Source organism: Vibrio sp. 2134-1, assembly GCF_033339495.1.
Window position 1 is genome coordinate 1 of record NZ_JAWOUS010001024.1, and the last position, 503, is coordinate 503.

Sequence of the window (503 nt, forward strand, 5' to 3'; positions counted from 1 at the left end):
TGGAACTGACCTTGAGTAGAGTCTACTGCGGTTGGGATAAGCGTAAATTCATTCCCTTTCTGGGAGATCTTATAATTATCCCAATCACTTGCTCTGTTGCGAGTTAAGAGCACAAATGGTGTTTGCTCGGTCGCTTGCTCTTGCCAGTAAATGCTAACTTGCTCAATAAACGGGCTGTAGTACCACAAAGTTTTACCGTCTGAAACCAACAAGTTCTCATCTGGGAATGTCGTGCTCCAACGGAACAGGCTTGGACGAGCGATTTCAACCGTGCCTTCCCCTTCCATGACCGTTTCCCCTTCAGGGCTGATCACTTGCTGAGAGAAATCGGCACTGAAGCCCTCATTCATCGCGAGGCGTTTGTTCAGTTCATCTTTTGGAGAGGCTGCATTTGCAGCAGAGAAGAAAGAAATGCTTAAAACTAGCGCTGAGAAAAGTTTCGCTGAAAATCGTTTTTTCATTCAGATAACGATCAGAGGGTCAAAGACCTAAAGTTAATCACC

At 45.5% G+C, this 503-nt stretch carries 1 protein-coding gene; it reads right to left on the reverse strand.

From position 1 onward, the window contains the following. Positions 1 to 461 (reverse strand): outer membrane lipoprotein chaperone LolA (lolA, locus tag R7R78_RS29830; protein ID WP_225475055.1); only part of this gene is annotated, 461 nt, incomplete at its 3' end. Positions 462 to 503: the final 42 nt, after the last annotated feature.